The organism is Novosphingobium sp. HNCC26BN242, assembly GCF_057180525.1.
The window spans coordinates 130,077-154,718 of record NZ_JBXUGM010000003.1; the positions used below are offsets into that span (position 1 = coordinate 130,077).

At 60.4% G+C, this 24,642-nt stretch carries 21 protein-coding genes and 2 tRNA genes; 18 read left to right on the forward strand and 5 right to left on the reverse strand.

The features are described from left to right. Positions 1–126 precede the first annotated feature (126 nt). Together AC2A1F_RS12760 and AC2A1F_RS12765 are read left to right on the forward strand one after the other, a co-directional pair. On the forward strand, positions 127–444 hold the full coding sequence (locus tag AC2A1F_RS12760) for an FYDLN acid domain-containing protein (RefSeq protein WP_292632198.1): 318 nt from the start codon (positions 127–129) through the stop codon (positions 442–444). Between the two features lie 168 nt (positions 445–612). Continuing rightward, a tRNA-Ala gene (locus tag AC2A1F_RS12765) sits at positions 613–688 on the forward strand. A 145-nt stretch (positions 689–833) separates the two neighbouring features. Here AC2A1F_RS12765 and AC2A1F_RS12770 read toward each other — a convergent pair. After that, a complete protein-coding gene (locus AC2A1F_RS12770; RefSeq protein ID WP_484209157.1) occupies positions 834–1,775 on the reverse strand; it encodes an isopenicillin N synthase family dioxygenase in 942 nt (313 codons plus the stop codon). 63 nt (positions 1,776–1,838) lie between these two features. Between AC2A1F_RS12770 and AC2A1F_RS12775 the strand changes: the two genes are divergently transcribed. The 3 genes from AC2A1F_RS12775 (at position 1,839) to AC2A1F_RS12785 (ending at position 3,007) form a co-directional block, all read left to right on the forward strand. Continuing rightward, the gene (locus AC2A1F_RS12775) at positions 1,839–2,282 is read left to right on the forward strand and encodes an EVE domain-containing protein (protein ID WP_484209158.1); all 444 of its coding nucleotides are present in this window, start codon (positions 1,839–1,841) and stop codon (positions 2,280–2,282) included. Positions 2,283–2,363: 81 nt separating this feature from the next. Continuing rightward, a complete protein-coding gene (locus AC2A1F_RS12780) occupies positions 2,364–2,546 on the forward strand; it encodes a CsbD family protein (protein ID WP_484209159.1) in 183 nt (60 codons plus the stop codon). 191 nt (positions 2,547–2,737) lie between these two features. Then, complete coding sequence (locus tag AC2A1F_RS12785; protein WP_484209160.1) at positions 2,738–3,007, forward strand: hypothetical protein; 270 nt, start codon at positions 2,738–2,740, stop codon at positions 3,005–3,007. A 3-nt stretch (positions 3,008–3,010) separates the two neighbouring features. On the opposite strand, the gene AC2A1F_RS12790 is transcribed toward AC2A1F_RS12785, so the two are convergent. Continuing rightward, on the reverse strand, positions 3,011–4,321 hold the full coding sequence (locus AC2A1F_RS12790; RefSeq protein ID WP_484209161.1) for an MFS transporter: 1,311 nt from the start codon (positions 4,319–4,321) through the stop codon (positions 3,011–3,013). 138 nt (positions 4,322–4,459) lie between these two features. Between AC2A1F_RS12790 and pgsA the strand changes: the two genes are divergently transcribed. Then, positions 4,460–5,053, forward strand: a complete 594-nt coding sequence (pgsA, locus tag AC2A1F_RS12795; protein ID WP_484209162.1) for a CDP-diacylglycerol--glycerol-3-phosphate 3-phosphatidyltransferase — start codon at positions 4,460–4,462, stop codon at positions 5,051–5,053. Between the two features lie 4 nt (positions 5,054–5,057). Here the strand turns inward: pgsA and AC2A1F_RS12800 are convergent, their stop codons facing one another. The 3 genes from AC2A1F_RS12800 to rnd all read right to left on the reverse strand — a co-directional run bounded on the left by AC2A1F_RS12800 (position 5,058) and on the right by rnd (position 7,511). Beyond that, positions 5,058–5,210 carry a type II toxin-antitoxin system CcdA family antitoxin gene (locus tag AC2A1F_RS12800; protein WP_484209163.1) on the reverse strand — a complete coding sequence of 51 codons (153 nt, stop codon included), beginning with the start codon at positions 5,208–5,210 and terminating at the stop codon, positions 5,058–5,060. Positions 5,211–5,216: 6 nt separating this feature from the next. Further along, positions 5,217–6,113, reverse strand: a complete 897-nt coding sequence (locus AC2A1F_RS12805; protein ID WP_484209164.1) for a hydrogen peroxide-inducible genes activator — start codon at positions 6,111–6,113, stop codon at positions 5,217–5,219. 180 nt (positions 6,114–6,293) lie between these two features. Then, positions 6,294–7,511, reverse strand: a complete 1,218-nt coding sequence (gene rnd, locus AC2A1F_RS12810) for a ribonuclease D (protein WP_484209165.1) — start codon at positions 7,509–7,511, stop codon at positions 6,294–6,296. A gap of 166 nt (positions 7,512–7,677) precedes the next feature. Between rnd and aspS the strand changes: the two genes are divergently transcribed. The 12 genes from aspS to AC2A1F_RS12870 all read left to right on the forward strand — a co-directional run bounded on the left by aspS (position 7,678) and on the right by AC2A1F_RS12870 (position 24,635). Then, positions 7,678–9,471: an aspartate--tRNA ligase gene (gene aspS, locus AC2A1F_RS12815; RefSeq protein ID WP_484209166.1), complete on the forward strand. Its 1,794-nt coding sequence runs from the start codon at positions 7,678–7,680 to the stop codon at positions 9,469–9,471. Between the two features lie 118 nt (positions 9,472–9,589). Continuing rightward, positions 9,590–9,826: an acyl carrier protein gene (locus AC2A1F_RS12820; RefSeq protein ID WP_292624576.1), complete on the forward strand. Its 237-nt coding sequence runs from the start codon at positions 9,590–9,592 to the stop codon at positions 9,824–9,826. Between the two features lie 134 nt (positions 9,827–9,960). After that, complete coding sequence (gene fabF / locus AC2A1F_RS12825) at positions 9,961–11,223, forward strand: beta-ketoacyl-ACP synthase II (protein ID WP_484209167.1); 1,263 nt, start codon at positions 9,961–9,963, stop codon at positions 11,221–11,223. A gap of 28 nt (positions 11,224–11,251) precedes the next feature. Continuing rightward, positions 11,252–12,229, forward strand: coding sequence for an endolytic transglycosylase MltG (gene mltG, locus AC2A1F_RS12830; protein WP_484209168.1), 978 nt, complete (start codon positions 11,252–11,254; stop codon positions 12,227–12,229). Positions 12,230–12,462: 233 nt separating this feature from the next. Further along, positions 12,463–12,990: a 2'-5' RNA ligase family protein gene (locus tag AC2A1F_RS12835; protein WP_484209169.1), complete on the forward strand. Its 528-nt coding sequence runs from the start codon at positions 12,463–12,465 to the stop codon at positions 12,988–12,990. Positions 12,991–13,021: 31 nt separating this feature from the next. Next, positions 13,022–14,308, forward strand: coding sequence for an adenosylmethionine--8-amino-7-oxononanoate transaminase (locus AC2A1F_RS12840; protein WP_484209170.1), 1,287 nt, complete (start codon positions 13,022–13,024; stop codon positions 14,306–14,308). A gap of 60 nt (positions 14,309–14,368) precedes the next feature. Beyond that, positions 14,369–14,444 (forward strand) — tRNA-Thr (locus AC2A1F_RS12845). A 505-nt stretch (positions 14,445–14,949) separates the two neighbouring features. Continuing rightward, complete coding sequence (locus AC2A1F_RS12850) at positions 14,950–17,970, forward strand: helicase-related protein (RefSeq protein ID WP_484209171.1); 3,021 nt, start codon at positions 14,950–14,952, stop codon at positions 17,968–17,970. Next, a complete protein-coding gene (locus AC2A1F_RS12855) occupies positions 17,967–18,797 on the forward strand; it encodes a DUF4391 domain-containing protein (protein ID WP_484209172.1) in 831 nt (276 codons plus the stop codon). Before AC2A1F_RS12850 ends, AC2A1F_RS12855 begins: the two co-directional genes overlap by 4 nt. 26 nt (positions 18,798–18,823) lie before the next feature. Beyond that, positions 18,824–19,231, forward strand: a complete 408-nt coding sequence (locus AC2A1F_RS12860) for a hypothetical protein (RefSeq protein ID WP_484209173.1) — start codon at positions 18,824–18,826, stop codon at positions 19,229–19,231. A gap of 23 nt (positions 19,232–19,254) precedes the next feature. After that, positions 19,255–21,210: a site-specific DNA-methyltransferase gene (locus AC2A1F_RS12865; RefSeq protein ID WP_484209174.1), complete on the forward strand. Its 1,956-nt coding sequence runs from the start codon at positions 19,255–19,257 to the stop codon at positions 21,208–21,210. A gap of 470 nt (positions 21,211–21,680) precedes the next feature. Continuing rightward, entirely contained in the window at positions 21,681–24,635 is a 2,955-nt protein-coding gene (locus AC2A1F_RS12870; RefSeq protein WP_484209175.1) for a restriction endonuclease, read from the forward strand. The last annotated feature ends 7 nt before the right edge of the window (positions 24,636–24,642 follow it).

Sequence of the window (24,642 nt, forward strand, 5' to 3'; positions counted from 1 at the left end):
ACAGCAGCGCGCCGCTATGGCAAGGCGCGCCCTCTCTTGATTCCGCGAAGCTGCGGACCCATCAAGCGTGCAGTTTCTCCGCCCGCGCGAAATCTTGTCGTGCCGGGCCAGTCTTGAGGAAGTTTCATGGTCAAGCCGGAATGGGGCGCCAAGCACGGTTGTCCGAAGTGTGGCACCCGCTTCTATGATCTGGGCAACACCGACCCGATCACCTGCGTCGAATGCAAATACACCTGGACCGCCGAGCCGGTGCTGAAGTCGAAGCAGCCGATCCCCTACGAGGAGATCCAGAAGGAGAAGGTTGACGCTGTGCCCGACGTCGATCTGGCCGACGAAGATCTGGACATCGACGAGGACGGCGATTCGCCCGACAACGACGTCGATCTTGGCGGCGACGATGATCTGGGCGTTCCGGGTCAGAGCGGCGACGACGACGAAGTTTGATCTCTGGGTGTAACGCATTTCGGAGCTGGCCAGGCAGGCTGGCTCCGAAAAATCATCCGGCGTCAAAAAATGGTCTTGTCAGCCGGGAAGCCTTCCCTTAGAGGCGCGGCTCCCGGCAGGGCCTACCCGCCGGAACAGTCTGCTTCCCACCGCAGCTGTTAGAAATATGGGGCCTTAGCTCAGCTGGGAGAGCGCCTGCATGGCATGCAGGAGGTCAGCGGTTCGATCCCGCTAGGCTCCACCATTTCACCAGAAAAGCCGCCTTCGGGCGGCTTTTTGCGTTTTACCGCGTCAATCAGGCTACGATTCCTGAAGTGCACCTAGACGCACCTAGCTGCGCCTGAGTGCGCTCAAGACGCAGCAAGACGTCCTGAGCGCACCGCTGAAAGCTACTTCTTCAATCCAATCTCGCGCAGACGCTCCTGCAGGTAATCGTCGGCGGTGATGGACACCGGATAGCGGTCTGGATTTTCATCGCTGATGCACTCGGGCAAAGTTTCGAACCGGAAATCGCTGCGCAGGTGCAGGAAGAACGGCATCGAATAGCGGCTGTGCCGCGCCCGCTCGCCCTCAGGATTGCGTACGCGGTGCGTTGTGGAGGGCAGGACGTGGTTGGTCAGGCGTTGCAGCATATCGCCGATGTTGACCGCCAGCGCGCCTTGGGGGGGCGATACGCTGATCCAATCGCCTGATTTCGTGCGCAATTCCAGTCCGGCTTCCTCTGCACCAAGCAGCAGCGTGATCAGGTTGATATCCTCATGCGCCCCTGCGCGAATCGCACCGGGCTGCGCATCGGCGGGCAGGGGCGGGTAGTGGAGCAGACGCATCACCGAATTGCCGTCTTCGATCGCCGGATCGAACCAATGCTCATCCAGCCCCAGCCAAACCGCGATCCGCGCCAGAATGCGCGCGCCGACGCGGTCAAATTCGGCATAGAGTTCCTCGAATGTCTCGCGGAAGCCTTCGGGACGGGTGGGCCAGATGTTGGGGTACATCGACATTGCGGCCAGCGGATGATCGGCCGGAAGATCGCGGCCAACGTGCCAGAACTCCTTGAGATCATGGACTTTTGCGCCCTTGGCAATTTCAGTGCCGAAGGGCGTGTAACCGCGCGCGCCGCCAAGACCGGCAATGGCATAGCTGCGCTTTTCGTCCTCGGGCAGGGCAAAGAACTGCGCGGTCAGGTCCCACGCGCGGGCGATGAGTTCCGGGTCGATGCCGTGGTCTTTCACCATCGCAAAGCCAAAGGTCTGAAAACTCTCACCCAATTCGCGCGAAAGGGCGTGCGGCTCGCTGTTCAGCGAAATAACCGGCAGTGTATCAAGGGGCATGGTGTTCCAGTTCGCACAATTGTCGCTATGGACCTGCCTGTAACGGGAAACGCGCGGGGTTTCATGACCAAAATCAACATCGCAGATACGACTGGCCGCAACTTGTGGCTGATGAAGTCCGAACCCGACGTCTATGGCTGGGATGATCTGGTGGCCGAGGGCGAAGGGACGTGGGACGGGGTGCGCAACCATCTTGCCGCGCGCAACCTGCGCACGATGCAGGCCGGGGACCTTGCGTTCTTCTATCATTCGAACATCGGCATCGAGATCGTGGGCGTGATTGTGATCAGCCAGGGCGGATTGACCGATCCGACGGACCCCGAAGGCAAATGGGCGGCGGTGAAGGTGAAGCCTGTGTCAAAGCTGCCGCAGAGCGTGACGCTCAAGCAGGTGAAAGCGACGCCGGAGCTTCAGGAGATGGACCTGATTCGCCTTTCGCGTTTGTCGGTGGGGGCGGTGCGGCCCGAGGAGTGGGCGCTGATCCTGAAAATGGCTGATGCCGTTTGACGGGAACCACCCTGCCCCTTTGCGCGTAGTATTCTCCGAGAGGGCGGACCGCTTCTGCCCCACAGATCAAGGAGATTCACGATGGGTGAACTGACCGACAAGGCCAAGGGTCTCGCCAACGAAGCTGCCGGCAACATCAAGCAGGCCGTGGGCAAGGCAACCGACAATGAAAAGCTGCAGGCCGACGGTTTTGCGCAGGAGCGCAAGGGCGAAGCGCAGCAGGTTGCGGGCAAGGTCAAGGGTGCGCTGGGCGACAACGTCTGACATCATCTGACTGATTGAATTTGAACAAAAGACTGGCGCAAGCTTCCCCTCGCCAGTCGTAAAAAGGGCCGTCCCGCAAGGGGCGGCCTTTCGCGTTTATCGGCCAGGCAACTTCTGTCCCGTGTTGGAACGATCCCGAGATGGCGGAAATCTGCCATTTCTAAAGGTAAAGAAAGCGTTAAGCAGATGGCATGAACAGGTCATTCGCAACCGCCGCAGGTGCCGCCTATGGCACCGCCCGCCACCCGTTTCGCGCATCTCTGCCACGACATGCATTGCGCGAACTGCCAAGGCTTGAGCCAGAAGTGATTGCGGCCATGCGCAAAGCCGAAGAACGCTTGCGCGATATGGATGTGCGATCCGATCCCGTTGATTTCAAACGCATCACCATGCAGGACGTGCGCGATTTCATGATCGCCTATTGCGCCTGCTTTCTGGCGGTGATGGCGTTTATCGCCTGACCTTCAGGCGGCCTGCGCGGCCTTTTCGGCCTTGTAAAGCAGCCAGCCGAGCCACGCCGAAACCACGCACATCGCTGCACCGAGCAGCAATTGGTCAACCAGCGCCACGCCCGCGCTGCTCAAGGCCCCGGCGATCAGTGCGCCTGCAACCATTGCGCCCGAATTGACGATGTTGTTGGCAGCAATCGTGCGGGCAGTTTCGGACTTGTCGACTACCGTCGTGAGGAAGGCGTAGAGCGGCACAACGAACATGCCGCCTGCCACCGCGATGCCCAGCAGGCTGAGCAGCAACGGGATGGCGAGCGGCTGGACAATGAAGGTAGACACATCCATCAATGCCTGCCCCGGCATGTCTGGCCACATCCGGCACACCGCGTAAAATGCGATAACGAACAGCCCCATCACGATCACCGAAGCCGGAGAATAGCGCGCCGATACCGTGCCTTTGAGCAGGGCGTTGATCGACATCGAACCGATGGCGATGCCAACCGAGAACATCACAAGGAACAGGCTGGCCACTTCCTTGCTGGCATAGAGCACGTTCTTGGCCAGCGGTGGGAACTGGATGAACAGCACGGTGCCCACCGTCCAGAAAAAGCTGATGGCAACGATAGCCATGAACACCTGGCGGTGCCGCATTGTATTGCGGATCAGGTTCCACGAGGCCGTAAACGTGTTGAAATCGATCTTTTGCGCTTCTTGCAGCGGCGGGGCAGGGGGCACTTGCCGTCCCGAGATATAGCCGATCAGCGCGGTTAGCACGACCCCGCCTGCGGCAACCTCTACCGGAATCCAACCAGCCAGAATTGTGCCGGCAAGGATGGCGATATAGGTGCCCGCCTCGACCAGACCGGTGCCAGCCAGAACCTCGTTATCGTGCAAGTGCTGCGGCAAAATTGCGTATTTGATTGGGCCGAAGAACGTGGAGTGGACGCCCATCGCCAACAGCGCGGCCAGCATCAACGGAATGGCGATGGATTGCACTTCCATCCCCAGCCACGCCATGAACAGGCCAGCACCGCCAACCACCATAATGGCGATCTCGGCCGCTTTGACCACGCGGATGATCTTGGCTTTATCACGCATATCGGCCAATTGGCCCGCCAGCGCAGACAGCAAGAAGAACGGCAGGATGAACAGGCCCGATGCAATCGCGGAAAAGCGCGCCTCTTCTGCCTCGGAGCTATAGACGTTGTACACGACGTACAGGACCATCGCGTTCTTGTAGAGATTGTCGTTGAAAGCCCCCAGAAGCTGGGTGACGAACAAGGGCAGGAAACGGCGCGTGCGCACCAGATGCGTCGATGTTGTCATTTAATCCGTTGCCAGCATCTCTACTCGCGCCACCCTTAGCCCGGTCAGGGGCTTGGGCAAGCAGTTTTGAACCTGCATGCGGTAGGCTGCGAATGTTGCGATTCCGTTTGTCGCATTTGCGCGCTATGGCCAAAGCCGATGCTGACCTTGCCAAACCTGCTCACGCTGTCGCGGATTGTGACTGTCCCCCTGCTTGCGGTGCTGCTGTGGTGGCCGGAATGGCGGCTGGGCTATGGCCTTGCATTCGGCGTCTATTGCCTGATGGGCATCACCGATTACTTTGACGGATACCTTGCCCGTGCGCAAGGTGCGGTCAGCAAGTTGGGCATTTTCCTTGATCCGATTGCCGACAAGATCATGGTGGTGGCCGTTATTCTGGTGCTGACCGCGCAGGGCATTTTGCGTGGGCCGTATGTGGGCGACATGCATGTGATCGCAGGTTTGATCATTCTGCTGCGCGAAATTGCCGTTTCGGGCCTGCGCGAATTCCTTGGCGGCATTCAGGTGTCGGTGCCGGTCAGCCGTCTGGCAAAATGGAAAACCACGTTCCAGATGATCTGCCTTGGCGCACTGATCCTTGGGCAGGCGCTGCCGGGCTGGCTCATGTCCATCGGCAGCATTGAAGTGAATGTGCCGCACACCGTGGGCCTGACCACGCTATGGGCGGCGGCTGTGCTGACGGTGATAACGGGCTGGGATTACTTGCGCGTCGGTTTGAAGCACATGGATTGAGGGGTCAGAACTGGCGGTATTTTGCCAGAGGAAGTCCGTGGCGCTCTACAAAGGCATTTGAACTTTCCACTGCTTCGCGATTTGCAAATTGCCAGCGTTTTGCCTGCAATTGTTTGCTTGCGGTAGCTTCGGAGCGCTGCTTGTTTTGCGGCTGCATGTTCTGTCAACCCGCCCGCAATTCACGCGCCAGCATCCGGAATTCCTCGGCGCGCGGGCTGTTTTTGCGCCACACCAGCGCGATGTCGCGCCAGGCGTGGTCGGAGGTCAGGGGGCGGACGACGATATTGGTATCATGCAGGATACCTGCATCGATGGCCATTTGCGGCAACATTGTCAGGCCAAGGCCATTGTCGACCATCTGTACAAGTGTGTGCAAGGACGTGCCGATCATCGTTGCGCTGGCCCGCATTTCGGGCCGGTTGCAGGCGGCCAGCACATGTTCTTTCAAACAGTGCCCGTCTTCGAGCAGCAAGAGCCGTGTCTCGTCGATCAGGTTGGCCGTGATCGTGGCGGGCGGATCGCGCGGGTCGTCCTTGGGGAAGGCGACGAAGAGTTCGTCCTTGAACAGGACCTCGGCTTCCACTTCGCCCGTGGCAAAAGGCAGCGCCAGAAGCACGCAATCGGCGCGGCCATGGTGGAGTGATTCGATAGCGGCGGCGCTGGGTTCCTCGCGCAGGAACAGCTTCAACTGCGGGCGCTCTTTGCGCAACCGGGGCAGCATCCGCGGCAGCAGGAATGGGGCGATGGTGGGGATGACGCTCATGCGCAATTCGCCCGCCAGCGGCGCGCCGTGGCTTTGCACCAGTTCGGAAAGCTCCTCAGCCTCGCGCAAAAGGCGGTGCGCTTTGGCTACCACCTGATTGCCGAGCGGGGTGAAGCGCACGACGCGGCGGGTACGCTCGACCAGCACCACGCCCAGCAGCGATTCCAGTTCGCGCAGGCCCGCCGAGAGCGTCGATTGCGAGACGAAACTGGCATCGGCAGCGCGGCCGAAATGCCCGTGTTCGTGCAGCGCGACGAGGTATTGCAACTGCTTGAGAGTGGGCAGGTAGGTGCTCATCGCATTTTCAGTCCGGGCGTGGTGCCAGCGTCCTTCGACAGGCTCAGGACGAGCGGGGTTGGGGAGTAGACCTAGTGCCTACGCAGCAAATCACAACATCTGCACGTGCGGAGCTTGTCATCCCAACATCCGCTCATCCTGAGCCTGTCGAAGCCCGCTCATCCTGAGCCTGTCGAAGGATCATTCCTCCACCGCACCCTCGGGTTCGGTCACTTCACCCTTTTCAACCACATCATCGATGTGCGTCATCTTCAGCTTGCCGTTCACCACTGCGAAAGCCAGCTTGCCCTCGACCAGATCGAGCGCATCCCGGCCGAACTGTTCGTAGCGCCAGCCTTCGAGAATCGACAGGTTCTTGCGCTGGCCAGCGGCGAGCAGTTCCAGATCATCGGTGCGGGCGAGCAGGCGGGCGGCGATGTCGATCTCGCGGCTGCGGATCTTCAGCAGCAGTTTGAGCAAGTCGGCGACCAGTGCGCCTTCTTTGCCCAAGGGGGCACCGCGCGGGGCCTTGGGCGGCATTTCGGCATCGGTCAGCGGTTTGGCATCGGCGAGCGTCTGCATCAGGCGGCGGCCGATGTCGTTTTCCTTCCATCCGGCAGAAAGCCCGCGCACTTTGGCAAGATCAGCCTGATCGCGTGGGGGATGGCTGGCGATATCGGCCAGCGTTTCATCGCGCATGATCCGCCCGCGCGGAATGTTCTTGTCGATGGCTTCGCGTTCGCGCCATGCGGCAAGAGCCTTGAGGCGGCCCAGCACAGCGGTGTTGCGGCTGGGCGCGCGGATGCGCTGCCACACGGTGTCCATGTCGACGCGGTAGTTCTCCGGGTCGGCCAGCTTTTCCATCTCGATATCCAGCCACGCCCCGCGCCCGGTCTTGATCAGGCGCTTCAGCAGCTTGGGGAAGATTTTGGAAAGGTGGGTCACATCGCCAATGGCATATTCGATCTGGCGTTCGGTCAGCGGGCGGCGCGACCAGTCGGTAAAGCGCGCGCCCTTGTCGATGGTGAGGCCGAGCCAGCTCTCCACAAGGTTGGAATAGCCGATCTGTTCGGACTGGCTGACCGCCATCATGGCGATCTGCGTGTCAAAGATCGGGTGCGGGGTCTTTCCGGTGAGGTTGTAGATGATTTCGACGTCTTGCCCACCCGCGTGGAAGACTTTGAGCACGTCTTCATTGTCACACATAAGGTCGAGCAGCGGTTTCAGATCGATGCCCGGAGCCAGCGGATCAATCGCGGCGGCTTCCTTGTCATCGGCGATCTGCACCAGGCACAGTTCCGGCCAGAACGTGTTCTCGCGCATGAACTCGGTGTCGACGGTGATGAAATCGGCCTTGTACAGACGCTCACACAGCTCGGTCAGCGCTTCTGTCGTGGTGATGAGGGGATGTATCTTCATCGGTCTTTTCTGTATGGCGCGCCTGTTAAAGCGGCCCGGTGGTGCCCCCTGCCGGGGACGTCGCCTTGGCCTGCAACTGGGCCGTGGCTTGACAAATCCGCAGCCATCGCCTGTTAGCCGCGTGTGTTTTCCCTGCCCGATTGCAGACCGAATGGAAAGAGTTTCGATGCACCTTTATCGTTCCCATACCTGCGGCGCGCTGACGCGCAGCGATGTCGGGCAGACCGTCCGCCTTTCAGGCTGGGTGCACCGCAAGCGCGATCACGGCGGCGTGCTGTTCGTAGATCTGCGCGATCACTATGGCATGACGCAGATCGTCGCCGATGTGGACAGCCCGGCGCTGGCGATCCTCGAAGGGTTGCGTGTGGAATCGGTGGTCACCATCGATGGCGATGTGAAGGCGCGCTCCGACAGCACCGTCAACGCGAACCTGCCGACTGGCGCGATTGAGGTCTATGCGCGCGGGGCCACGGTGCTTTCGGCAGCAGAAGAACTGCCGATGCCGGTGGCGGGTGAGCAGGAATATCCCGAAGACATCCGTCTGCGCTATCGCTTCCTCGATCTGCGGCGCGAGACGCTGCACGCCAATATCGTGACGCGCACCAAGGTCATCTCGGACATGCGCCGCCGCATGGAAGGCGCTGGGTTTACCGAATATTCGACCCCTATCCTGACCGCATCCAGCCCCGAAGGCGCGCGCGACTTTCTCGTGCCGAGCCGTATCCATGCGGGCAAGTTCTATGCGCTGCCGCAAGCGCCGCAGCAGTACAAGCAGCTGTTGATGGTGGCGGGCTTTGACCGCTATTTCCAGATCGCGCCGTGTTTCCGCGACGAAGACCCGCGCGCCGACCGTCTGCCCGGCGAGTTCTACCAGCTTGATCTGGAGATGAGCTTCGTCACGCAGGAAGAAGTGTGGGAGACGATGGAGCCGGTGATCGGCGGGGTGTTCGAGGCGTTCGCCGCTAGGGACGGAAAAGTCCGCAAGGTAACGCCTACCGGCAGCTTCCCGCGCATTCCTTATGCCGAATCGATGCTGAAGTACGGTTCGGACAAGCCGGACCTGCGCAACCCGATCATCATTCGCGAAGTGTCTGAAGAGTTCCGTGAATCCGGCTTTGGCCTGTTCGAAAAGATCGTCGGCGGCGGCGGCACCGTCCGCCTGATCCCGGCGCCGAACACCGCCGACAAGAGCCGCAAGTTCTTTGACGAGATGAACGACTGGGCGCGCGCCGAAGGCCATGCCGGGCTTGGCTATGCCACGCGCAAGGCAGGCGTGTTCGGGGGTCCGATTGCCAAGAACCATGGCGCGGACAAAATGGCCGTGCTGTTCGACAAACTGGGTCTTGGCCCGGACGACGGCTGCTTCTTCGCCGCGGGCAAGGCTGAACAGGCCGCCAAGCTGGCAGGCGCAGCGCGCACCCGGGTGGCTGACCAGCTGGGCCTGATCGACAAGGACGCTTTCGAGCTGTGCTGGATCGTCGATTTCCCGTTCTATGAATGGGACGAGGAGAACAAGAAGGTCGAATTCAGCCATAACCCGTTCTCGATGCCGCAGGGCGGTATGGACGCGCTGTGCAATCAGGATCCGCTGACGATCAATGCGTTCCAGTACGACCTGGTCTGCAACGGCTTTGAAATCGCATCCGGTTCGATCCGCAACCAGTCGCCCGAAACGATGGTCAAGGCGTTCGAGATCGTCGGCCTTTCCAAAGCGGATGTGGAAGAGCGCTTCGGCGGCCTGTACCGCGCATTCCAGTATGGCGCACCGCCGCACGGCGGCATGGCTGCTGGTGTGGACCGCATCGTCATGCTCATTTGTGGCGCGCAGAACTTGCGCGAAATCACGCTGTTCCCGATGAACCAGCGCGCCGAAGACCTGCTGATGGGCGCGCCGTCTCCCGCAGCACTCAAGCAGCTGCGCGAACTGAACATCCGCGTGGTGGAGCAGACCAAAAGCTGATGGGGGAAGGGTCGGTGGTGGGCTGATCCTCACCGCACCCCTTGCCAGCGCGCCTAACGTTTACTAGGGCGAAACCCGAAACAAGAACACCAACCGCTTTCCTTCGAAGGGGCTTTCCATGAGCGATACCGCCGAGCGCGTTAAGAAGATTGTAGTCGAGCACCTCGGCGTTGAAGCCGACAAGGTCACCGAAGAAGCTAGCTTTATCGATGATCTGGGCGCTGACTCGCTTGACATCGTCGAACTGGTGATGGCGTTCGAAGAAGAATTTGGCGTCGAAATCCCTGACGATGCGGCCGAGAAGATCTCGACCGTTCAGGACGCGATCAAGTACATCGACGAAAACAAGGGCTGATTGCCCACATTCCTCTTTTGCCCCGAGCTTGTTGAAGGGCTGTCTTGGCGCATTGTGCCGGGCAGAGGAGTTTTTCGGCAGGCTCAGTCCTCTTCGAGGGGCTGGGCCTGTTTGCTTATTTCCCGGAGATTTCAATGCGTCGTGTCGTCGTAACCGGACTTGGCCTTGTCACCCCGCTGGGCGCTGATGTGGAGACCGTGTGGAAGAACCTGCTCGCTGGCAAAAGCGGCGCAGGGCCGATCACCAAGTTCGATGTGAGCGACCAGAAGTGCAAGATCGCCTGCGAGGTGAAGCCTGCCGACCATGAATATGGCTTCGATGCGAGCAAGCGCGTGGACCACAAGATTCAGCGCCAGGTCGATCCGTTCATCGTCTTCGGCATTGATGCAGCAGGACAAGCACTGGAAGACGCTGGCCTTGTCGACATGGACGATGCGCTGAAAATGCGCACCGGCTGCTCTATCGGTTCGGGAATCGGCGGCCTTCCGGGGATTGAAAGCGAATCGATTGTGTTGAAGGAAAAGGGCCCTGCCCGCGTTTCCCCGCACTTTGTCCACGGCCGCCTGATCAATCTGATCTCGGGCCAGGTGTCGATCAAGTATGGCCTGATGGGGCCGAACCACGCGGTCGTCACCGCTTGTTCCACTGGCGCACATTCCATCGGCGATGCCGCGCGGATGATCCGCGACGATGATGCCGACATCATGCTGGCAGGCGGCGCGGAAAGCACGATCAACCCGCTCGGCGTGGCGGGTTTTGCACAGGCCCGCGCCCTGAATTGCAGCTTCAATGACCGCCCGACCGAGGCGAGTCGCCCCTATGACAAGGACCGTGATGGCTTTGTCATGGGCGAAGGCGCAGGTGTGGTGGTGCTTGAAGAATACGAGCACGCCAAGGCGCGCGGCGCAAAGATCTATGCCGAAGTGGTCGGCTATGGCCTCTCGGGCGATGCCTACCACGTCACCGCACCGCACCCCGAAGGCAAGGGCGCGGAACTGGCCATGCGCATGGCGCTGAAAAAGGCCGGGATGACGGCTGGCGATATCGACTACGTCAACGCCCACGGCACATCCACGATGGCCGACACCATTGAACTGGCCGCGGTAAAGCGCGTGCTGGGCGATGATCTTTCGGGCGCTTCGATGAGCAGCACCAAGTCTGCCATCGGCCACCTGCTGGGCGGGGCAGGCGCGGTGGAAGCAATTTTCTGTATCCTGGCCATTCGTGACCAGATCGTTCCGCCAACGCTGAACCTGCACAATCCTGATGAAGGTACTGAGGGCGTTGACCTCGTGCCGCACGTCGCCAAGCGCCGCAAGGTGCGCGCGGCGCTGAACAATTCGTTCGGCTTTGGCGGCACCAATGCCAGCGTGATCGTCAAGGCGGTGGAAGACTAAGGGGCGCAGAAGGCCGGAGACGCACCCGATGGCCCGCCGTCGTCGCTCGAAGCTGCCACTGCTGGCCGTGCTGCTTGCCATCGTCGGTGCTGCCGGATGGCTGCTGGGCGGCTGGATCGCGGCAGGCCCGCTTGAGCAGCAGATCGAATTCGATGTGCGGCAGGGCGCGGGACTTAGCGCGCTGGCCGATGATCTGGCTGAACAGGGTGCCATCCGCTCTGCCGCGCTGTTCAAGCTGCGCGCGCGGCTGTTGGGGGGCGGGACCGAGGTCCGCAAGGGTGCGTTCCTGATCCCCAAAGGCGCCAGTGAATCCACGATCCTTGAAATCCTCAAGGGCGACAAAGTCATCCGCCGCCTGATCACGATCCCCGAAGGGATGCCCTCGATCATGGTGGCCGAACGGCTGATGGCCAACAAGGATCTGACCGGTCCGGTGCCTGTGCCCAGCGAAGGTTCGGTCCTGCCCGACAGTTATGATTGGCAGAAGGGGCAATCCCGCGCCGCTGTGCTGAAGCGCATGCAGGCGGCGATGGAAAAGACGCTGGCCGAACTGTGGGCCAAACGTTCGCCCCGCACGGTCGCCAAGACGCCGCAGGAAGCGCTGATTCTAGCCTCGATCGTTGAAAAGGAAACCGGCAAGCCCGAAGAGCGCCGCATGGTGGCAGGCCTCTATTCCAATCGCGTGCGCAAGGGCATGCTGCTGCAGGCCGATCCGACGATCATCTATCCGATCACCAAAGGCAAGCCGCTGGGCCGCCGCATCCGCCAATCAGAAATTCAGGCGGTGAATGGCTATAACACTTACACCATGGTCGGGTTGCCTTCAGGGCCGATCACCAACCCCGGACGGGATTCGATCGCTGCGGTGCTCGATCCTGCCGAAACGGCAGCACTTTTTATGGTGGCGGATGGCACGGGTGGGCACGTCTTCGCGGATACACTGCAACAACATAATGCCAACGTTGCCAAATGGTTCGCCCTGCGAAAGGCGCGTGGTGAGCTTTAGGTGCAGTTGCGAAAAATTCTCCGAAACGGTTCGCAGTTTCTTCCAATTTTAAGAATTGAATACTAAGGAGGTCTACGGAGGCATTGGGTTGGAGTTCGCTCTGTCCAGATTCCGGGGAACATTGCGGCTGTACCGAACCGTCTGCTGATGTGGACACTTGCGGTTTTGCCGAATGTTCCCGCCACCTTGCGATTTGTGTCGAACAGCGCCGCTGATTTGTGCAAGGCAAGCCCATGCTCCCGGATCGCGCCCCTCTGGTCATCACCGCCACTCTGCCGCCCGATGTGCAGGGCTGGGCTGATCGCCTGCGCAAGATGCACTACCCGCCCGAACGCAATCAACTTGCAGCACATGTCACGCTGTTCCACGCGCTCCCGCCCAGCCTGCTTGCCGAGGCGCGCACGCTCTTGGCGGCATTGGCGAGCGAAGTCGCACCGGTTGGGGCATGGATCGATAGCGTGATGGACCTGACCACCGGCACGGCCTTAGCCATCCACAGCCCCGCCATGCTCGATCTGCGCGCACATATGGCCGAAATGTTCCATGGCATGTTGACCGCACAGGATCAGGGCGTGCCGCGCCTCCACGTAACTGTGCAGAACAAGGTGTTGCGCGCCCAATCAAGAGCGTTGCAGCAGGAACTGGCAGCAGAACTTCTCCCCCGCAGCTTCGCCTTTACGGGCCTTGAATTGCACCATTATCGGGGCGGACCGTGGGAAACTGCGGGCCGCTGGAGCTTTCGCGGCAAACGCAGGGCTTGATCGTGCGCGTGAAGCACGACAGGGCAAGGGGATGAGCGAACACCCCGATTGGTACAGGACCGGACGCGGCCACGTGTGGCTGCCCTATACCCAGATGCAGACAGCGCGCGCGCCGCTCCCCGTTGTCAGCGCACAGGGTGTGCGGCTGAAACTGGCCGATGGGCGCGAACTGGTTGATGGCATTTCCAGCTGGTGGGCCTGCGTCCACGGCTATCGCCATCCGCACATCGAAGAGGCCGTGCGCCAGCAGCTGGAAACCCTGCCGCATGTGATGTTGGGCGGCCTTGCGCATGAACAGGCCTACACGCTTGCCACCCGTCTGGCCGCGCTGCTGCCGGGCGATCTCAACCACGTGTTCTTCAGCGATTCTGGTTCGGTCGCGGTCGAAGTGGCGATGAAGATGGCCGCGCAATTCTGGCTCAATCGCGGCCAGCGCCGGGTAAAGTTCCTCTGCTTTCGCGGCGGTTATCACGGCGATACCTTTGCCACGATGAGTGTGTGTGACCCGGATGAGGGTATGCACAGCCTGTTCAAAGGGGCTCTTCTGGAACAGGTTGTGGTCGATCTGCCCCGCGATGCGGCAGGAGAGGATGCACTGGACGAAGTGCTGGCCCGCCACCGCGGGGAACTTGCCGGGATTGTGGTGGAGCCGCTGGTGCAGGGGGCAGGGGGCATGGTGTTCCACGATCCTTTCACGCTGCAAGCGCTGCGCAGATTGGCCGATGAGCACGATCTGCTGCTGATTTTTGACGAGATTTTCGTGGGCCTCGGGCGTTTGGGCGATGCAATGTTCGCCTGCCAGATCGCCAGCGTGCAGCCCGATATCGTCACGCTGTCCAAAGCGCTTACCGGCGGCACGCTGCCGCTGGCCGCCACCATTGCCAGCACACGCATCCACGATGGCTTTCTGTCGGATGATCCGATGCACGCACTGATGCATGGCCCCACCTACATGGGCAATGCGCTGGGCTGCGCCGCTGCCAACGCGTCGTTAGACCTGTTCGAAAGCGAACCGAGGCTGGGGCAGGCTCAGGCAATAGGACGGCAGCTGGAGTTGATGCTGGCTCCGCTGCGTGGCCTTCCCGGCGTAAAGGACGTGCGCACCCGTGGCGGTATTGGCGTGGTCCAGCTCGATCGACCCGCGCCCGCTGACCAGCTGTCGGCCGCCTGCATTGAACGCGGCGTCTGGCTGCGCCCCTTCCGCGATATTCTCTACACCACCCCACCGCTGACGATCAGCGAGGAGGAGTTGGCTCAAGTCGGCACCGCGATGGTAGCTGCCATCAGCACGTGGAGCCAAAACCTTTCACGCGACTAGCGGAAAACCTCTTGCCTAGCCCCCCACCGCTGGCTAAACGCCGCCCTTGCCCAAGGGCAGGCCGCTTTAGCTCAGTCGGTAGAGCACATCATTCGTAATGATGGGGTCAGGTGTTCGAATCACCTAAGCGGCACCATTTTCCCATTCGCCAATGCCCGCGTTTGGTTGAAAAACCCCGGAAATCTGCCATAAATTGGACTGGCTTAACCCCCAGCGCCCGCAGACGTTCGTCTCTAATCAGGCAATTCTGGGGGCCATTTAGCAACTGTTGAAAGGCATGGCCCCCAATGGCACTTTCGACGACCACAATCCGAAACTCGGAGCCGCAAGCGAAGCCCTAAAAGTTGATCGACGAAAAGGGGCTATTCTTGCTGGTCCAACCATCGGGCGGGATGCTTTGGCGCATGAAATCTCGCGTCGATGGCACCGACGCAGACGTCAATCCTCTTTGGCAACACGGCTTAGATGCCCTCGCCGTGATGCTGCAAGGCATGACGCGAATGAGACTATCCGGCAGCTAAGTCGAATGATTATATGCCGCCATGCGATTGCTCTCTAACGTCGGCACCGAACGTGTCGTTGATCATCTTCCAGCCGATGCGAAGCTATCTGTAGCGACCTTGGGAACCTCGATTCCGGGCATGGCGCGCCTACAGCCCACACATGTGCTAGAACGGCTGCTTCTTTCTCCCGAGACCGCACTGCAATCGGACCCCGGAGATAGGCGCAGACGCAACCGCTTGACACTTCGCGGCGAAGGCCTGAATTGCTTGAAATGGCTGGCAGACGCCGAAACTCGGATCACCGATCTGCCACTTCGTCAGTCTCTCCTTCTGTGTGCTGCGCCAAGTGCCAATCGTGCGGTTGTCGGGGATTGCGATCTTACCACAGCCGGTCTTGGAGTAGCGCCTAGCCGCGCTGCAGGAATGATCCAGCTGCTGGATGAGCCTGCCGAGGTTCACGGCCTTAAGGCTTGGTTCGAAGAGCTATGGAGCCGATCCCTTGCGCCGGAGGTGAACCCTCTTGAGGCTGCACTAAATGAGGCCACAGCGCCTTTCACCGCTGCCGACGTCTACCGTCGCTGTCTTGCTTCTTTGTTCACCGACATGATGTCCGATGACGATGTCCTGCCCGACCGTCGGCTTGGGCTTGAAGATAGTCGCGTCTGGCAGATGCTTTATCGCTTCCAGCGTGATGGTGTCCTCGGCGCGATAGGGAAGCTGCGGCAGTGGGGCGGCTGCATTATTGCTGACAGTGTCGGGCTTGGTAAGACGTTTGAAGCTCTTGCTGTCATCAAATATCACGAACTGCGCAATGAGCGGGTGCTGGTTCTCGCTCCTAAGCGGCTTCGCGAGAACTGGACGCTTTGGACACGCAACGACGTTCGTAATGCTCTGGCTGGCGATCGTTTTGCCTTTGACGTGCTTAATCACACCGACCTGTCCCGCGAGGGCGGATTGTCGGGTGACATTGACCTCGATCATGTGAACTGGGGCAATTACGGGTTGGTGGTGATTGATGAGTCCCACAACTTCCGCAATCGGCCTTCGGGGCGTGAGGGGGAGAGCCGGTATGACAAGTTGATGAAATACATTGTGCGGGAGGGGATTCCGACCAAGGTTTTGATGCTTTCGGCGACGCCTGTAAATAATCGATTAAATGATTTGAAGAACCAGATCGCCTTTGCGACCGAGGGGAATGACGCGGCGCTGGCGGGGGCGGGGATCAAGAGTATTGCGGGGACGGTGCGGCTGGCGCAGGCGGCGTTCAACAAGTGGCAGGCGCTGCCGGCGGAGCGGCGGACTTCGCAGAAGCTGTTGGATATGTTGGGTTTCGATTACGTGCGCCTGCTGGATCTGTTGACCATTGCGCGATCCCGCAAGCATATTGAGCGGTATTACGGCCTGGGCGAGACTGGGCGCTTCCCCGAAAAACTGCCGCCCGACAACCGCAAGACCGACGTTTCATCCGATGGCAGCTTTCCGCCCATTGCCAGCATCAATGACGAGATCCGCCGCCTGACGCTGGCCGCTTATGCCCCGCTGCGCTATGTTCTGAACAACAAGCGCGCCGAATATGACCGGCGGTATTCGCAGGCAGCCAAGGCGGGGGGATCGGTTTTCCGGCAATTGGACCGCGAAGAGAGCCTGGTGGGCCTGATGCGGGTTAACCTTTTGAAACGCATGGAAAGTTCGGTCCACGCCTTTGCCCTGACGGTGGAGCGCCAGCTGCAAGCGGTGGACGCCCTGATCGAACGGATTGCCGCGCACGATGATGCGGTGGAAGCGCCCGGCATTGAAGACCTGGCCGAAGATGACCCGCTGTTTGACGCGCTGGGCGTGGGCAAGCGGGTGAAAGTGCTGCTTTCCGATGCCGACCTGATTGCATGGGAGCGCGATCTGGAGGCCGACCGGGAGCGGCTGGTGCGGCTGCTGCGGCAGGCCTGCGCGGTGACGCCGGACCGGGATGCCAAACTGGACGAACTGCGCAAGCTGATTGCGCAAAAGCGCGCCGAACAGATCAACCCCGGCAACAACAAGGTGCTGGTGTTCACCGCCTTTGCCGATACCGCCGCCTATCTTTATGACAATCTGGCGCAGGACGTGGACGGGATTACCGCGCTGGTGACCGGCAGCGGCAGCAACCGCGTGTCCAGCCCGCGCCTGAAAGCCGACCTTGCCGCAATCCTGACAGCATTTGCCCCGCGCGCCCGCAACCGGCCGGAATCGCTGGCAGACGAGCCGCAGATTGACCTGATCATCGCCACCGATTGCATCAGCGAAGGCCAGAATCTGCAGGATTGCGACTGCGTGGTGAATTATGACATTCACTGGAACCCGGTGCGGATCGTGCAGCGGTTTGGCCGGGTGGACCGGCTGGGATCGATCAACGAACGCATCCGGCTGGTGAATTTCTGGCCCAACATGGACCTTGATGCCTATATCGGGCTGGAGCGCACGGTATCGGGCCGCATGAAGCTGCTGGATGTTTCGGCCACGGGCGAGGAAAACATCATCGAGGCCGACCCCGGCAACGGGATGAACGATCTGGAATATCGCCGCCGCCAGTTGGAGGCGATGCAAAATCAGGTGATCGAGCTGGAAGACCTTTCGCAAGGGGTGGCGATTACCGATCTGACGCTGAATGACCTGCGGCTGGATCTTGCCCAGATTTCGGACGATGAACGTGCAGCGATTGCGCGAATGCCGCTGACGGCCCATGCCCCGGTTCCGGCGTCTGATGACCTGCCCGAAGGCGCGATCTTTGTGCTGCGGGCCGAAACGCCCGCCGCGCTGGCCGCGCTTGATGCCAAAGACCCGTTGCGCCCCCACGCGCTGGTGCATGTGCGCGCCGATGGCAAGATCCACCTGCCGCATTCCGCGCCCAAGCGCATCCTTGATTCCCTGCGCAAACTTTCGCGGATTGACCCGGAAGAGGGGCAGAAGATGTGGCAGCGGTTTGACCGGGAAACGCGCAAGGGGTGCAGGATGGAGCGCTGGACGGCGCTGCTGGAAGCAGCCCTGGCAGGGGTGACCGGCACGGCGCAGGAACGGGCCGTGGACAGCCTGTTCACCACCGGCGCGCCGCAGGGGATGAGCGGAGCAAGCGGGCTGGACGATTGGGAAGTTGTGGCGTGGTTTCCGGTGATTGAGGCGGCATGAACGCGCCGCCGGGATTGGGCGAACGGCCCATCACCGCCGAAGACCTGATTGCGGCGTTTGATCTGCCACCGGGCCAAGCGCGCCAGCGTGTGAAAAAGGCGACCCTTGCCGATAACGCCCCCACCGCCGCCGACAAGCGGCTGATCGAGAGCAAGCTGGCGCGGCTGGACTGGATTGCCGCGATCAACCCGGTAACCACTGGCATTGCCACAGCGACAAGCGAGGGGTTGCTGATCCAGACGGTGAACCTGCTGCTGGCCCGCACGCGGGGGCCACTGCCAAGCCGGTTGGCAGAGATTATCCACCGGGCCATTCCGCAGCCGGTGATCCTGATCCACGCAGATGAAGCTGCTGATGATATTGGCGACGACATTCGGGATGATATTGGCGCTTTTGGGGCCAAAGCTGGAGCAGGCCTATCGCTGGCGCCCAAACGCATGGCCGAGCGCGAGGCGGGGCGCGTGGTGGTGACCGCGCTGCACGATACCGGCGCGCTGAGCGTGGCAGACCGGCTGTTTGTGGCCACGCTGGCGCTTTCACGGTTGCCATCGCGCGATCTGGCGGCGCTGTATACGGGCCTGACCGAGCGGGCCGAAGCGCTGATGGCGGCGCGGTTTGGCGGCAGGCCATTTCGGCTGGCTGCTGCGGGGGAAGAGCTGCGGCGGTGGCGCGCCGCCCTGGTGGAATGTGGCAGGCTGGAAGGGGAATTGGCGAGCGCAGGCGCTGCCATGCGCAAGGAAACCCGGCTGGCGCGGCGGGTGGAATTGGGTGAAAAAATTCACAATATCAAAGCCGCGCTGGACAAGTGGCGGGGTGATCTGGCTTAACACCTTTACCGGCAAATGGGGGCAACGTGGGCAAGGGCGGCTATATTGGCGGATCGACCATGCTCTGTCAGGGCAGAAAATGGCTGTTCGATCCCGCGTTTGATACCGCAGAAAAGGACAGCAAAGGTGGGAACGATGACCTGCTGTATTCCGGCTATTTGCAAAAGCGCAAGCGCGCACCAAATCCACCGGAGATAAAGGCTGGTGGCAAAGCGATCAGCACGAAAATTCTGAACAAGCACCGCATGGCCGCCGTGCAGCACATTGATCGGGACGTTGTGCTTATCGGCCTGCGTTGCCCGTTGCCCAAAAATCCGACAGAGCGGCAGGCAGAACTGAAGCGGCTGGTGGCAGACAGAATTCTGCTGCCAACAGGGGCCATCAATGTGGGCCATCAATGTGGGCCATCCCGGCGTTGCGGCATGGCTGAATAAGAACAGAAAGAAGCAGAAGTCCAATGTCTGATCAAGTGAACCCCATCCCCCGCGTGACCCGTGATGATCCGGCGGCGCATAGTGGTGATGTGGTGGCGGAGAATATTGCGGCGTTGAAGGCGCTTTTTCCCGCGATTGTGACCGATGGGAAAGTGGATTTTGATGTGCTGCGCCAGTTGCTGGGCGATGCGGTGGATGATGGGGCCGAACGGTATGGCCTGAACTGGAAGGGCAAGGCCCGCGCCCGCGCCTTTGCCCTGACCCCCAGCCTTGGCACGCTGCGCCCCGCCAAAGAGGACAGCGTGGATTGGGACACCACGAAGAACATCGTGATCGAGGGTGACAATCTGGAGGTGCTGAAACTGCTGCGCAAAAGCTATGCCGGCAAAGTGAAGCTGATCTATATTGATCCGCCCTATAATACGGGTGGTGACTTTGTTTACCCAGACAATTACACTGATAGTTTAGCAAATTATGAAGCATTGACGGGGCAGCGAGGTGCGGATGGCGTACGGTTGACCAGCAACAAGGAAGCCAGTGGACGGTTTCACACTGACTGGCTAAATATGATCTATCCAAGACTTACTCTCGCCAGAGAATTTCTGCGCGATGATGGTTTCTTATTTTTGTCGTGTAACGATGCGGAAGTGGCGAATGTTCGTTCGCTGCTCGACGAGATTTTCGGAAGCGAAAATTTCGTGACCGATATAATCTGGAAAAAATCATACGGTGGTGGGGCAAAAGTAAAGCACGTGGTAATCCACCATGAGCATGTTTTTTGTTACCTTAAGAACAAAACATCGGTTGATAGGATTGAACTTCCACCAGATCCAGAAGCGCTGAAATACTATAAGTTTCAAGATGAAAAATTGTCTGTAAGAGGGCCATTTCGTTTGCAACCTCTGGCTACTACAAGCAATGATGAACGGCCTAATCTGCGCTTCGCTATCCCTTACAACGGTGAAGAAATTTGGCCAGAAAAGCAGTGGCAATGGGAGAAGGGGCGGACACTTGCCGCTCTTGAAAACAATGATTTGGTGCTAGAAAAACGAAATGGAAAATGGTCTGTTTCCTATAAGCAATACCTTAAAAATGAAGACGGCGTAGAGCGTGGCGCGAAACCAAACTCTATAATTGATGGCCCCTACACGCAAACAGGTACTGCCGAAATTGTTGCACTTCTTGGTGATCCAAAGCTTTTTTCTTTTCCGAAGCCTATTGGTTTGATTGAGGCGTTATTGCAATATGCGCATCCCGAGCAAGATTTTGTAGTGATGGACTTTTTTGCTGGGTCGGGAACTACCGCGAACGCAGTGATGAAGCTGAACGCAGCAGATGGCAAACAACGTAGGTTTGTGGTCGTTCAACTGCCTGAAAGCCTTGACCCCGCTAAGGTTGAGCAAAAGACAGCAGCCTTATTCTGCGACAAACTCGGCAAACCCCGCACCATCGCCGAACTCACCAAAGAACGCCTGCGCCGGGCCGGGGCCAAAGTGAAGGCCGATAACCCCAGTGCGCAAGTCGATACCGGCTTTCGCGTGTACAAGCTGGCCACATCGAACCTGAAGCCGTGGCAGCCGGGGGATGATTTGCAGGCCGATCTGCTGGACGCCACCGGCAACATCCTTTCCGGCCGCAGCGAGGATGATCTGCTGGTGGAGCTTCTGCTGAAAACCGGGATCGACCTTGCCATGCCATCGCAATCGCGCACCATTGCCGGGCAAACCGTGCATATGTTTGGCGGGGGCACGCTGATGGTGTGCCTTGGCGATATTGCCGCAGACCACGCCCGCGCGCTGGCCGATGGCATGGCCGATTGGCTGGCCGAGATTGCTCCGCCCGACAAGACCACGTTCTTTTTCAAGGACAGCGGCTTTGATCCGGGCGGCACCCGTTCTGCCGAGGCCCGCACCAACATCGCCGCCACGCTGCGCCAGCGGCTGGGCGATGATGCGATTGAGAAACTGGGCGCGATTTGATGGGGGTGGGTTGCTTTGCCCCTTCGCCCTCTCCGCCTGTTCTGTCACCGTGGGCTTGACCCGGGGTCGTGCTTTTGCCCCGTGCGCGGCGCTGTGATCAGGAAGCGGGACCCCGGGTCAAGCCCGGGGTGACGAGGGGTGTGGGGTTGCGGGGGTGTGGGGTTACGGGGGTTTGGGGGTGCGGGTTTCGGGGTTGGGTTTCTGGATTGCGCAAGTGCTTCCACTGCTTGCGCTCACCATATCGTCACCCCGGACTTGATCCGGGGTCCCGCTTTTGCTCCGTGCGCCGGGTTGGCGGCGGGGAGCGGGACCCCGGGTCAAGCCCGGGGTGACGAGGGAAGGGGGGGTGACGAGTGGGGGTGGTGACGCGTGGGGGCGTTTTGATGGGTGGGGCTTGGTGAGGGTGCAGTGCGTAATGGCGAGTGGCGGCGGCGTGTTATGGGGATGGTTGGGATTGTGAGAAACCGCGCATGAAGTTTGTGTTCGAGAACGATCTGCCGCATCAGCGCGCTGCGATTGACGCGGTGCTGGGCGTGTTTGGCGATGCCACAGCGGGATCGAAGGCGACGTTCACGGTGGCTCCGCTGGAGATCGCCGGCCAGATGGAAATGGGCGAAAAGGGCGTGGGCATTGGCAATGTCTGCTCGCTGGAGGGGGACGACTGGCTGCCCCACATTCAGGCCGTGCAGCAGGCCAATGCGCTGGAGCCGGACAAGACGTTTGGCGCGGCGGACTTTACCATCGAGATGGAGACGGGCACCGGCAAGACTTATGTCTATTTGCGTTCGATCATCGAACTGAACCGCCGCCATGGCTTTACCAAGTTTGTGATCGTGGTGCCCTCTGTCGCCATCCGGGAGGGCGTGAAGAAATCTATCGAGCAGACGCGCGAGCATTTTGAGCGGCAGTTTGACGGGGTGCGGCTGAACGACTTTGTCTATGACAGGGGCAAGCTGGGCCGGGTGCGCGAATTTGCCACGGCGGCCGATATTCAGGTGATGATCGTTACCATTCAATCGATCAACAGCGCCAACAACGTGTTCTATGACGCCAATCAGGAAGCGCTGGGCGATCAGGCCGCGGCAGAATGGGTGGCCAAGACGCAGCCCATCCTGATCGTGGATGAACCGCAATCGGTGGAAGGCGGGCTGAAAGGGGCGGGGCGCAAGGCGCTGAAATCGATGAACCCGCTTGCCATGTTCAAGTACACCGCAACGCCGGTGAATGTGGTGCATACGCTATACCGGCTGGATGCGTTTGACGCCTTTCAGCTGGGCCTGGTCAAGCGCATCTGGGTGGATGGGGCGAGCATCAAGGACGCGGCCAACAGCCCCTTTGTGCGGCTGGTGGATGTGGAAGAGCGCAAAGGCCATGCGCCGCGCGCGCGGATCGAACTGGATGTGCAATATGGCGCTGGCCCGAAGCGCGAACTGGCCTGGGCGCATGATGGCGATACGGTGCAGGACCTTTCAGGGGGGCGCAGCATCTATGCCGGGCTGGAGATCGGCCACATCGATGCCGGGGCAAAGACCATGCAGCTTATGCTGCCGGGCGATATCCGCACGATGGCGCGCGGCGAGGTGCATGGCGATGGGACCGGCGACAGTCTGACCACGGCAATGATCGCGCGGACCATCGAGCACCACTTCCGCACCGAGCTGCGCAACCGTCCGCTGGGGATCAAGACGCTGTCGCTGTTCTTTGTGCCATCGGTTTGCGACTACCGTGTCTATACGCCCGAGGGGCCGAAGAATGGCCCGCTGGCCGATGTGTTCGAGCGCGAATATCGCAAGCTGGCGGCGCGCGAGGAGTTCAAGACGCTGTTCGTCACCACGCCTGCCGATCCGGTGCGGGCGCATGGCGGCTATTTCAGCCAGGACAAGCATTCGGTCACCCCGTTCGAGGACAAGGAGTTCTCGAAGAGCACTTCTGATGACAAGGTGGAAGAACGCACCTTCGACCTGATCATGCGCGATAAGGAAAAGCTGCTGGACGAGGGGGAGCCGCTGCGCTTTCTGTTCAGCCACTCGGCCCTGCGCGAAGGGTGGGACAACCCCAACGTGTTCCAGATTTGCGCCCTGCGCGAGATGGGCAGCGAGAGATCACGCCGCCAGTCGCTGGGCCGGGGCCTGCGTCTGCCGGTGGACAGCCACGGCCTGCGCCGCCGCGATGAAGGCATCGCCCGCCTGACCGTGATAGCCGACACCGATTATGCCACGTACGCAGATGAACTGCAGACCGAGCTGGAAAAGGAAACCAAGCGCCCGTTTGGCAGGGCGAGCGTGGAAGTGCTGGCCAAGCTCTATTACCCGGTAGCCGGGGCCAATGAACCGCAGGTGCTGGGCGTGCAGGAAGCGCGCGCAGTGTTCGAAGGATGGGAATCGGCAGGGTTGGTGGACGCGCTGGGCCGCGTGACGGATGCCATGCGCGAAGCCGTTGCCACACGGGCCGTGCCTTTGCCGCCATCGCTGATCCCCGAAGCGCGCATTGCCGTTGCAGCCCTTGCGGAACGATTGACTACCCGTCTGACCAACAACACCGAGACAAAGGTGCCAGTCGAGCGCAAGGAGGAGACCATCGCCTCTGACGCATTCCGCGCCATGTGGGCCAAGGTTTCTGCCAAAACCAGGTATCGCCTCAGCTTCACCGATGATGACTTGATCGCCAAAGCTGTCGATTTCCTGCAACGTATGCCCGATCCGGCGACGGCCCGCGTCACATGGGCCAGCGCCGAGCTGATCATTGCACGGGACGGTGTGGAAACTGGCAGGGCGAAGGTGGGGCACGCTCGCCATATTGGCGGTTTTGCGGGACCGATGCCTGACATTCTTTCGGAGCTGGCGGCGCGGACCGAATTGCCGCGCAAGGTCGTGGCGCAAATCCTTGTGAAATCAGAACGGCTTCAGTGGGCCAAGGACAACCCGTCCGCGTTCGTGGAACTGACGCACAAGGCGGTCGCATTGGCTAGACGCGACATATTGACTACCGGAATTACCTATGAACGCACCGGCGAGCATTTCGAGCAGACCCTTTTCGAGCCGTTTGAAGCTGATGAGGCAGACCTTGTTGCTGTGGATCATGCACCCACCACGCACATCAGGGTCGATTCCAAGACGATCGAACGGCCGATTGCCGAAATGCTCGACAGCGCAGATCAGGTAGGCCTGTTTGCAAAGCTGCCAGCGGGCTTCAAGATCGACACCCCACTTGGCACGTATAACCCTGATTGGGCAGTGACTGGTGGACTCAGTGGTACGCCGTCAGTGCACCTCGTTTCAGAGTCGAAAAGTGATTTCACAGCATTACGGGATAATGAGGTCGCGAAAGTCCGCTGCGGCGAGGCTCACTTCAAAGCCATCGGTGTGGAATACGTCAAAGCCGTAACCGCCGAGGACATCCTTGTTAGGCTGGTCAAAAGCGGCTGAAACGTCC